This window comes from Ruegeria sp. B10 (assembly GCF_056539825.1).
This window is the reverse complement of the sequence record NZ_JBQFVP010000005.1, coordinates 214,454-224,654: the sequence shown is the minus strand read 5'-3', so window position 1 is coordinate 224,654 and position 10,201 is coordinate 214,454. Positions and strand designations below refer to the sequence as shown.

Annotated in this window: 11 protein-coding genes and 1 riboswitch; of the genes, 7 read left to right on the top strand and 4 right to left on the bottom strand. The window is 55.3% G+C overall.

Features of this window, described 5'->3' with window-relative positions; all coding sequences use genetic code 11:
* Position 1 precedes the first annotated feature (1 nt).
* Both cobW and ACR0J4_RS09145 read right to left on the bottom strand, forming a co-directional pair.
* Complete coding sequence (gene cobW / locus ACR0J4_RS09150; protein WP_170640980.1) at positions 2-1,057, bottom strand: cobalamin biosynthesis protein CobW; 1,056 nt, start codon at positions 1,055-1,057, stop codon at positions 2-4.
* Complete coding sequence (locus ACR0J4_RS09145) at positions 1,054-1,434, bottom strand: DUF1636 domain-containing protein (protein WP_170552796.1); 381 nt, start codon at positions 1,432-1,434, stop codon at positions 1,054-1,056. The genes cobW and ACR0J4_RS09145 overlap by 4 nt, the downstream gene beginning before the upstream one ends.
* A gap of 83 nt (positions 1,435-1,517) precedes the next feature.
* Positions 1,518-1,721: riboswitch (cobalamin riboswitch) on the bottom strand.
* A gap of 26 nt (positions 1,722-1,747) precedes the next feature.
* Here ACR0J4_RS09145 and ACR0J4_RS09140 point away from each other — a divergent pair.
* The 6 genes from ACR0J4_RS09140 to ACR0J4_RS09115 all read left to right on the top strand — a co-directional run bounded on the left by ACR0J4_RS09140 (position 1,748) and on the right by ACR0J4_RS09115 (position 7,700).
* Positions 1,748-2,818 carry an NAD(P)-dependent oxidoreductase gene (locus ACR0J4_RS09140; protein ID WP_480668405.1) on the top strand — a complete coding sequence of 357 codons (1,071 nt, stop codon included), beginning with the start codon at positions 1,748-1,750 and terminating at the stop codon, positions 2,816-2,818.
* A gap of 231 nt (positions 2,819-3,049) precedes the next feature.
* Complete coding sequence (locus ACR0J4_RS09135) at positions 3,050-3,229, top strand: hypothetical protein (RefSeq protein WP_170640978.1); 180 nt, start codon at positions 3,050-3,052, stop codon at positions 3,227-3,229.
* Between the two features lie 160 nt (positions 3,230-3,389).
* The gene (locus ACR0J4_RS09130; RefSeq protein ID WP_170747377.1) at positions 3,390-5,783 is read left to right on the top strand and encodes a VapE domain-containing protein; all 2,394 of its coding nucleotides are present in this window, start codon (positions 3,390-3,392) and stop codon (positions 5,781-5,783) included.
* Between the two features lie 926 nt (positions 5,784-6,709).
* A complete protein-coding gene (locus ACR0J4_RS09125; protein ID WP_170640974.1) occupies positions 6,710-6,904 on the top strand; it encodes a hypothetical protein in 195 nt (64 codons plus the stop codon).
* Positions 6,905-7,009: 105 nt separating this feature from the next.
* Positions 7,010-7,372, top strand: a complete 363-nt coding sequence (locus ACR0J4_RS09120; protein WP_170640972.1) for a hypothetical protein — start codon at positions 7,010-7,012, stop codon at positions 7,370-7,372.
* Between the two features lie 28 nt (positions 7,373-7,400).
* Positions 7,401-7,700: a hypothetical protein gene (locus ACR0J4_RS09115; RefSeq protein WP_170640970.1), complete on the top strand. Its 300-nt coding sequence runs from the start codon at positions 7,401-7,403 to the stop codon at positions 7,698-7,700.
* A gap of 307 nt (positions 7,701-8,007) precedes the next feature.
* Here the strand turns inward: ACR0J4_RS09115 and ACR0J4_RS09110 are convergent, their stop codons facing one another.
* Positions 8,008-8,403, bottom strand: coding sequence for a thermonuclease family protein (locus ACR0J4_RS09110; RefSeq protein ID WP_170640968.1), 396 nt, complete (start codon positions 8,401-8,403; stop codon positions 8,008-8,010).
* A 57-nt stretch (positions 8,404-8,460) separates the two neighbouring features.
* Entirely contained in the window at positions 8,461-9,378 is a 918-nt protein-coding gene (radC, locus tag ACR0J4_RS09105) for a RadC family protein (protein ID WP_480668401.1), read from the bottom strand.
* 503 nt (positions 9,379-9,881) lie between these two features.
* Here radC and ACR0J4_RS09100 point away from each other — a divergent pair.
* Positions 9,882-10,154, top strand: coding sequence for a hypothetical protein (locus ACR0J4_RS09100; protein ID WP_170640963.1), 273 nt, complete (start codon positions 9,882-9,884; stop codon positions 10,152-10,154).
* The last annotated feature ends 47 nt before the right edge of the window (positions 10,155-10,201 follow it).

Below are 10,201 nucleotides of genomic sequence, written 5' to 3'. Positions count from 1 at the left end.
CTTACTCAGCGGCCTCGGTGACACCAGCGAGGATATCGCGGATTTCTGCTTCTCTGATGTCGTCATGTTCGGCGATCACCACCATACGCGAGCGGCGGTCTTCACCGGGCTCCCACGGACGGTCATACTGGTGACGCACACGAGCACCCACGGCCTGAACCAGCAGGCGCATAGGCTTGCCTTGAACGGCGGCGTAGCCTTTGACGCGCAGGATGTTCAGCTCAGTCGCCAGACGTTCGATCTTGGCGACCAGTTCGGCAGGATCGGACTGTTCCGGCAGATCAACGATGATACTTTCGAAATCGTCATGCTCGTGATCGTGGTGACCGTCGTGATGCGATGGACGAGCCTCCATGTCATCCTCGGCTGCAGCCTCAAGACCCAGAACGACGCGGACATCCACAGCACCTTCGGCAACCTCAACCACGGGCAGCGGGCGAGGGGCCTCGGCGGCGATGATCTCTTTCGCTTTGGCCACGCCTTCGGGACCGGCCAGATCGGGCTTGGTCAGCAGGATGATGTCGGCGCAAGAAATCTGATCCTCAAACACCTCGGACAAGGGCGTTTCATGGTCGATCGAGTCATCAGCCAGGCGCTGAGCGTCCACGGCGTCGACATTCGGAGCAAAGCGACCGGCCGCGACGGCCTCAGCATCGGCCAACGCGATTACGCCATCGACGGTGATTTTTGAGCGGATATCGGGCCAGTCGAACGCTTTTAGCAGCGGCTTGGGCAGGGCGAGGCCGGAAGTTTCGATCAGTATATGATCGGGACGCGGCTCCAGCGCCATCAGGGCTTCGATAGTCGGGATGAAGTCGTCAGCCACAGTGCAGCAAATGCAGCCATTCGCCAGTTCCATGATGTTTTCCGCTGGGCAATCGGGGATGGCGCAGGATTTCAGAATATCGCCGTCGACGCCAACATCTCCAAATTCGTTGACCACAACGGCCAGACGCTTGCCCTGCGGGTTCTGCATCAGGTGCTTGACGAGAGTTGTTTTGCCCGAGCCCAAGAAGCCAGTGATCACGGTGACGGGGAGTTTTTCCAAGTTGCTCATTTCAGGGCTCCAATCGGTGGAATGCGGGCTGCGCAGTTTTTGCGGAAATGTTCGGGGCGTTCGCGCCATTTGACCAAGCCGTCCTCGGTCGCGAGGTACTTGGTGGCGCCGTCAACGATCACGTCGACATGGTCTGTTTCGTTAAGATGTTCATAAACGAAGGTCCAGCGATCCGGGCCGCCACGCAGCACGATGGAACAGCCTTCGTTGCAGTTCGACAAGCATTCCACGGCTTTCAGGGTAATCCCTTCCGGCAGGTCCGCCTGTTCAAGCGCCTTATGCAACAGGGTGCCGGGGCGTTTCGCATCGTCTTCAACGGGCAGCCCGCGACGACAGGTGGTGCAAACCAGCAATTCGACCGGAGCGGTCTCGGTCATGTCTCTCATCCCCCCAAATCCTCATCGTGGGGGACGGGGTTTCATGCGGGTCCCTTGACCCGACACCGGAACACCCCGTCCGGTTTCATCTTCGGGCGCTGGCAGGTCTCCCGGCTTGCGGATGTCAGAGGCGTCCTCTGTCGGATGTCCCGCCTTCCCGGCTTTGCGCCAGTGGCTTGGGCACCCTCTCCGGTCACGGTCGCGGGGGCGGCTGCGTTTGGCGGAAAACCCGTTGACGCATTCCCTTTTCATCTGTTCTCACAGACACCAACACGAGGCTCATGCGGCACGCACCCGCAGCTTGTCAAGCGCGATGCAGCCCAGACCGCTGCGGCACGTTGAAAAGCGACCTGCCAGCGTCGCTAGGCGGCATGAACATGGCGCTGATGCATGGTCGCATGGCCTCAAATCGCAAACGGAGGCGAAATCCATGAAAGTAGGTTTTATCGGGCTTGGGAATGTGGGTGGCAAGCTGTCGGGGTCATTGCTGCGCAATGGAATCGATCTGACAGTTCATGACCTGAGTTCCGATCTGGTCGAGGCCTTTGTCGCGCAAGGCGCCAAAGCGGCTGAAAACCCGGCCCAGATGATGCGCGATTGCGATGCCGTGATCACCTGCCTACCGTCGCCTGCGGCCTCGGACGCGGTGATGCAAGAGATGCTGCCTGAGGTTGGCCCCGGTAAGATCTGGATGGAGATGTCCACCACCGATGAGGCTGAGGTCAAGCGGTTGGGGGCATTGGTTCTGGAGCGCGGAGGGGCCGCCGTCGATTGCCCTGTTTCGGGTGGCTGTCACCGCGCAGCGACGGGCAATATCTCTATCTTCGCAGGCTGCGATCGCGACACCTTCGAACGCATTCTGCCCTTCCTGACGACCATGGGGCGGCGCGTTCTGCACACCGGAGAGCTCGGCTCAGCCTCGGTTCTGAAGGTGTTGACCAACTATCTGGCAACGGCCAACCTGATCACCTGTGCTGAAGCGTTGGTCACCGCCAAGGCCGCCGGGATGGATTTGAACACCACCTATGAGGCCATTAAGATTTCGTCAGGAACCTCGTTCGTGCACGAAACCGAAAGCCAGGTGATCCTGAACGGCTCGCGCGATATTTCGTTTACGATGGATTTGGTGAAAAAGGACATCGGCCTGTTTCAGGATGTCGCCGACCGCGCCGGTGTTCCGCTGGAAATCAATCCAGTGATGATCAAGATCTTTGAAGACGGCATCGCCCGGTTTGGCGAGCGTGAGCTGTCGCCAAACATCATCAAACGCCTTGAAGAAGCCACCGGCTTGGACATCCGCGCACCGGGTTTTCCTACGGAAATGCAGGACGATGAGCCGGAAGAACCAGGGTACGAGGTTGTGCCTCAGGGCCGTTCCTCGTGAAAACTGATTTCCGGAGCCGGTATTTAGAGGAGGGGATGTGGAGGCGAGTACCGGAATCGAACCGGTGTACACGGATTTGCAATCGACACTTTGCAGGTGTTTGCGGATTTCTTCTCGGTAGAGTTGTTCGATGTCTAGCATGTGGCTAAGTCCTTGTTACCTCTATGACAATTCATATAATTTCACAGAAAGTCATGAGTGTTGAATCAAACGTTTTGATACGTTGATGGCATGAAGCACACACCGATCCGCACCACATCGTGCATACAGAACCAGCGCAAATATGACGTTAAAACTGACCGTCTGACGCGGACTGTGATGGACCGTCGCAAGGCGTTGCATCACGCCGAACAGGCGCTTGCCGATCATCTGCTGAAAGAGAAAAACGCCCGACTGTATAGGGCGGGTTGACCCGCACGGGTCGAACGATCCAGCATACCGAGGCACCACAAGCCATCTCAGGGTGCCTCAAATGAAGTGACCCGGTGCGATCTGCACCGGGCCGCTAACATATCCCCCTGACCTCTCACAGCAGGGACCAAGCAACGATGGACCATGAAAGGACCACGCAATGGATGGCACAAAAGTAACACCCTTTAACACTGGCGATCAAGGTATTCTGGTACCCCAGATAGGGGGCACGCACATTCAGTGGTTACAGGCGGGGTTTTTAGACACCATCCCTGTGATCCCGGCTGGTGCCGCACTGCACGAGACGTCGAAGGTCGACCCGGATGCCCGAGGCAAATGCCCCGGCGACTACTTTGGAGGTGCTTGGGACGGGCTTGGATCGTGGCCCAGCTATGAGATGAACGGTGTAAAGGCCGCGCGGTTAGACGAACTCGGTGCGAACACAGGCTTAAAAATGGGGGGGCGGTGGACCGGCTTGGATGTCGACCTTACCGACCAAGATACCGCACAGGCCATGCTCAATCGTATCCATGAACTCGGTGGTGGTGAATACTTTGTTCGGTGGGGCCAAGTGCCGAAATTCATGGTCCTGTTCCAGATCGCACCCGGCGAAACGATCCGCAGGCGTCAGTACCCGATCCGACGTAATGGCGAGACCCAGCGTATTGAAATCATGGGTGTAACAGCCAAGGGGCGACCTTCTCAGGCCGTTGTAGCAGGTATTCACCCCAAGGGTGCCACATACCAATGGAACCGACCTCTACGTGCCGATTTGATCCATCAGGCGACGGCTGCCCAAATGGACTATCTGGTCAGTGAACTCATGACGATTGCCGAGGGGCACGGCTGGACCAAAGGTCGGGCTTCCAATGTGAACACCAGCAATGACGGCCTGTCGGGTCTGGGTAGCGAGCCGCACGACCCGCGCCTGATCGGGCCTGTGGTCGATCTGATCAGGAACGATGACTTGGAATATGACGACTGGATCGGAATCGCATACGCCATCAAGAACTCCTGCGGTGGTGGCGGCTGGGAAATGTTTGAGCGGTTCAGTGCGCAGGCACCAAAGAACGATCCGGCGTACACCAAGCGGATATGGGACGGTTTCGACGCGGACGGGTATTCCGGGTTCGGCAAACTGGTCTATTGGGCGCGTCAATCAAATGGCGGCGTGCTACCTGGTGATCTGGAATTGCGCGTTAAGCAGGGAATGGTACTCAAGCAGGCCATGCAGGCCGGGATGCCTGAGATTGCCCCACAGGTGCCCGTCCCGCTCGGTACGGTACCGGGGGCGGCTGTTACGGGTGAGGTGTTACCAGCAGACGGTCAGCCCGTGTTGGCCCATCACGGCGATGGGCAATTTCAATTCACTTCGGTCGACGGCAAGCTGGTTGCGAACTACGCGAACGTGCTGGCCACCCTGACCAACAATGACATTTGGCGCGGCGTCTTTGCGTTCGATACGTTCAACAACAAGCGCGTCATTATGCGAGACATGCCGTGGCTCAACGCGACAGCCGGTCAATTCGTGGCAGACGCCCACTATCGCGGCGTCCATGCTTGGATGCAGGCGCATCTGTTCAACAAGATCGGATACGGCGATGTGCTGCGTGCCGTTCAATACGCAGCCGACCGCAACACCTTTGACCCGCTCGCAACCTACCTGAACGGCCTGCAATGGGACGGTGTGCCCCGGATCGGTGCGTGGCTCTGGACTTACTGCGGTGTCGATGCGACGGCGTGCGATCCGGCATATATGCACTACCTTGCCGCAGTGGGCCGCAAATGGCTGATTGCTGCTGTGGCCCGCGCGCTGGAACCCGGCTGTCAGGCTGATAACGCCCTGATCTTTGAAGGTCCGCAGGGTGTGGGTAAATCCAGCGCTCTGGCGGCGTTGTGTCCAAACCGGGATTGGTTCGGGGATTCTTTGCCGGACTTCCATCACAAAGACGCCAAATCCTACTTACAGGGTCGCTGGATCATAGAGATGGCGGAACTGACGCAGGTCCATCGTGGCGAGTTGGAAAACATGCGGTCGTTTCTGACAACCCCGGTCGACATCTTTCGCCCGTCCTACGGCGTTGAGGAAATCATAGTTCCAAGACGGAACGTGTTTGCCGGATCGACCAACCGCGACGACTACCTGCGCGACCCGGCTGGTGAACGTCGTATGTGGATCGTGCAGACAGACGGCAAGTTTGATGTCGAAGGTCTGCGCGGTGTGCGTGATCAGTTATGGGCCGAGGCGGTGCGCGCGTACGGTAACGGTGAACAGTGGCACCTGACATCCGGTGAGGAAACATCTGCACGGCAGATACAGATGGACCGTGTACAGGTCGATCCGTGGCAGGACACGTTGGCGTCGTTACTCGCAAACAGACCTGAGACCAGCTTGCCCGAGTGTTTCGCGCTGATGGGTATTGCCGATAAGGAACGCACGACGGCACAACGCAACCGCATTAAGACAGCGTTAGCGGGTCTCGGTTACGTACGCAAAGGTCGCATCAAAGCGCGTGGAACGTATCGTGACGCCATCAAATACACGCTAAAATAAGTGGGGCACAAACGTGGGGCACGTTTTTGGAAAACCCCGCATATATGTGCAATGATATAAAATTCACTTTTGGGGCATCCACTTCTTACTTAAACGGACGTCCACTTGTACTATTCGGTAGTATCAATAAGTTAACCCTATATTTTTGTGCATAAAGGTGGGTCAAAAACAGGTCGTGCCCCACAGTTGTGCCCCAGCCTGTAGAGGTTAGGCGGAAATTAAATGCCCCATGCCCCAGCAACCAACGAAAGTATGAATACAGCATAGATGATCGGTCTATTATGGGGGCACATATAGGCGGGCTATGACGGACCACTGCGCACCGTGAACGCAACCCACCAGCAACCAACGATCAACGCAGACGCAGCGGTACAATGACCGGCAGGGGCGACGGGCATAGTGTAGCGGCATGGGTCGTGCGGTCCGTAACGGTATCTATGTTTCGCAATAGATGAACGTATGATCACTGCACGCTACGCACCACCCCACCAGCATGACCACCCCACACCTCGGTCACCCTCAGCACGTCTCGACACGTGACGTTGCACGTTGAGCGTTGCGGTTGCTGCGGCTGTGGTGGCTGGGCAGAGCGTAAGCCGGGGGGGATTGTGTGAAACCGTTCAAGGGGGTGCCGTCACCGCACCGGGGTGTTGATTTCTACAGTAACGCCTCAAAATGACCTTGGTAAAAATCAATTCATTGTTCTCGACCTAGATGGGCGTCTTGCAGCTTGCGGATACCCTCAGACAAGGAGCCAATTACACTGGTTAGCTACTCACTAGGCAAATTCGAACGTTAAACCTTCTAGTTGATGTAATCTTTGATATACTGCCGCTGCGCGCGCGCGCGCGCGCGCGCGCGATCGTTGGTCCTGAGCAACGCGCTAAAACTTGGCCCTAGTCGCTCAAGACTCGCAGGTGTCCAGCATGACCCATCTTGCACAGCTCAGTACCCCCCGCCACACCCGCCAACCGACCATTCACAACCGATCCGACAAACGCTACGAAATCACCGGCGGTTTAGTTTACATTTTTTGGTCGCGCCTGACAGAAAATCCATCAACGACATCTCACAGCGATAGATGGAAGTCATTGGCTCGCGAAACCTTCTTGTCTTTTTGAGGTTATGCCAAAAAACCGCTAACTCGCGGTTTTTTTGGCAGAATTTCGAATGCGAATTTTGGGTTTCTTTCCTAGATAACTCTTGAAGGAAAGGAGAACTTAGCAATGAAGATCAAGAAGACAATTCCAGTTTTGAGCGCATGCGGAACACTGTTCATATCCGCTTGTGCGCAACAACCGGGGGCAATAGCGCCGGTTTCAATGGGTGATACCTATGGCGATGTAGCGTGTTCCCGCGCCGCAAGTCTATACAAACAAGAGTCGGCAAAAGTTCCGACACTGGTGGCGGCGCAAAAGAATGCCGTAACGGGTGATGCGTTAGGCGTTTTCTTGATTGGCGTACCTGTCTCAAGCCTTTCAGGTGCCGACCTTGAAGGAGAGATTGCCGCTACAAAAGGGAAGCTAATCGCTTTGGCTGGCCGCCTAGAAGCATGCGGTTCGTCTCCAGCCGCTGTTGCCTGGGGTTGAGTTTCTAAAAGCGATGCGGACCAGATGCATGAAACGAACGATAGCAATCTTTGCACTAACGGCAGTTACGGCATGCGCCGTCGATGAAACAGAGCATTCTCCGACCTATACACCTGTGCCCGCGGCCGCTCCGACGGCTTCCGGCGCAGCATCCCCAGTTCATACCCAAGCGGTTTGGGTGAACCCCATTGATGGGCAGACATATATGCGTACGGGCAGCGAAGATATGTTCATGCACCTTGATACCAACGACATGTATATGCGGGTTGGCTCAACTCATGCGATGAACCTCGAAACCGGCGAAATTAAGTACATGGGCGGCTGGTGATGGAATAACTATTTGTAGTAATCGCGGGAGCGTTGGCGCTCTTTTTCTTGATCTGGCTGTATATCCTGCTGCCCGTAGGCATGGCGGCACGGAGAAATCGTAGACAACTGATTAGGGTTTTTGTCAGTTTTTTGGGGTCACCTATTCTAGCCTGTCTTCTTCTGCTGGCTTTGGGAGATGCAGAATGAGGTACACATTTACTGCCGCTATTCTCGCAGTGGGCTGCATTGCAGCATTGATTGGTCATGTAACGACGCTTAAAAGCAAAGTCGTACATGTCCGCGAAGCCGACACTCGCTCCAGTTCATCACCTACAATATCTAGCTCGCTTTAGTCTTGATTTAGCTGCTGGCGTCTCTAGGTGCCTGTATCGCCCCCCCGAGTACCGGCGACAATCCAGCGCATGTCCTGCAGCAATAACAGCGGCGCTAACGTTTTCTCCATCGGCGTAACATGTCCCGATATAGCGGTCTCCGTTCTTCTCGCCGGTCAGCTCGCATCGTATGGATTTCCCGCGAAGGTAGTTCACCATCCAACGCCTTCCGTCTTGACCGGCCAGTGTGTCCAGCTCAGGGGCATCAACGCCCTGAAACCTAACCGGGGTGCCGTCTACAACGATTGTGTCAGCGTCACGGACGTGTAGGGAACCCGCGTGGGCGGCGGCGGAAACTAAGACCAGCGCAAGAGAAAGAACGCACTTCATCAATCGGACTCTCTGTCAAACATCACAGTTCGCCAGATGCCTAAAGACTTACACGTCTTATAGCAATTCATTCGACCGAAATGAGTATTCTTCTTTTTTTCCAATGATGACATGGTCATGGATCAAAATGCCCATCGTGTCACAAGCGTCCTGAATGCGTTCTGTCATGGTGACATCCGACTTGCTGGGTGTGGGGTCGCCAGATGGGTGGTTGTGGACCAAAATGAGCGAACTTGCGTTGAGTTCCAAAGCACGTTTGACAACCTCGCGCGGATAAACCGGTACATGGTCAACAGTACCTCTTGACTGTTCTTCGTCAGCAATGAGAACGTTCTTGCGATCCAGATACAGGACACGGAACTGCTCAACTTCGCGATGCGCCATAGCAGTGCGGCAGTAAGTGACCAGTGCTTCCCATGATGACACGACGTCCCTTTTCATAACCTGGGCCTGAGCCATCCTGTGCCCGAACGCCTCGACCACGCGGAGATGGTAGTAGACCCAATCGGTTGCACCTTCGACCTGAAGAACACGATGCTTTGACGCAGCAATGACGCCGTTCAAATCACCGAACTCAGCCAAGAGGCGCTTTGCGAGTGGCTTTACGTCGATCCGTTGAATCGCGTTGAACAGTAGTAGCTCCAGCAGTTCGTATTCAGGCATTGGTTCGTGGCCGCCCTTAAGAAAGCGAGTTCTCAATCGCTCTCGGTGCCCCCAATAATGGGGCCGCTTGGCTCCGTCATCTCCCTTTACCAAACCGCCGCCAGCGGCATTTTTTGGCGATAGCCGGTCGCGGTTGACATAGGCTGGCGCATAAGCCGGTTCTAGTGCCGCGTCAGGCGGCGGTGTGCGTGCTTCGAGGTCCTTCAAACCTTGCAACGCATCTTCTGAAAAACCGCCTTGCCCATCGTATTTGACCAACTTTCCGAACTTCTTCTTGTCTCCGGTTAAGACCTTTTTGAGATTTTCAAGCATTTGGCTCTTCATCACTGTATCCGCTTTGGACGCCTACCAGGTGAACTTGCTCAAAGGTTGGTTAAAGGGTGGTAAACGCACGAAAGCAATCTATGTGGGCGCTCGATTTCAAAGCCTGCGCGACTCGCACCACTTGTTGCACGCGATGGTCGAAAACTAGAGTCAGGGCCGTTCCTCAGACCTGGGTTCTTGGTACTGCCTTCGCCAGCTAAAAAAGCGCGTTTACTCGACAGAGCGGTATGACACAGTCACTGCCACTTGCTGCTAGCGAATGTTGACAATCTCTTGTTTGAGGAACTGGCGAGCGGAAACCGCAGGCTCAAGAAACGAGACAATCGTTTGAGCAGCAAAGGCTTTGCCAAAATCGACTGCACAATATTAGTTGTCAACGCAACGGCTTTGTTTGATCAACACGGCCACCGCGCGTTTGATGCTGAACGATTACTAGGGTGGCTAGTGAATAAAACTACACGCGGTCAGAGACTGTGTTAAGGTTGTTGGCGATGTTAGAAACCATCTTCTTTATCTTAGGAGGTGCTTTGGTTCTTGTGATCTTAGCGCCTATTGTACTCGGTCTGATTTGGACTGTAATCGCCGCTTCGTTTTGGCTTTTACATAACCTGTACCTCATTGATGGTGGGGACTCAGATTTAGTACAGGGGCGTTTTCATAATGGGAAATGGGACTCCGATCAGCGTTCGCCGAGGAAGGCGGTGTGTTTGGTTGCGCTTATTGGATTTTTGGCGTTTCTAATTGCTTCGGGCAACCTCTTCTAAAATAGATCAAAATTTTGGTGTCATACCAATCATCGATGCTACCAGTT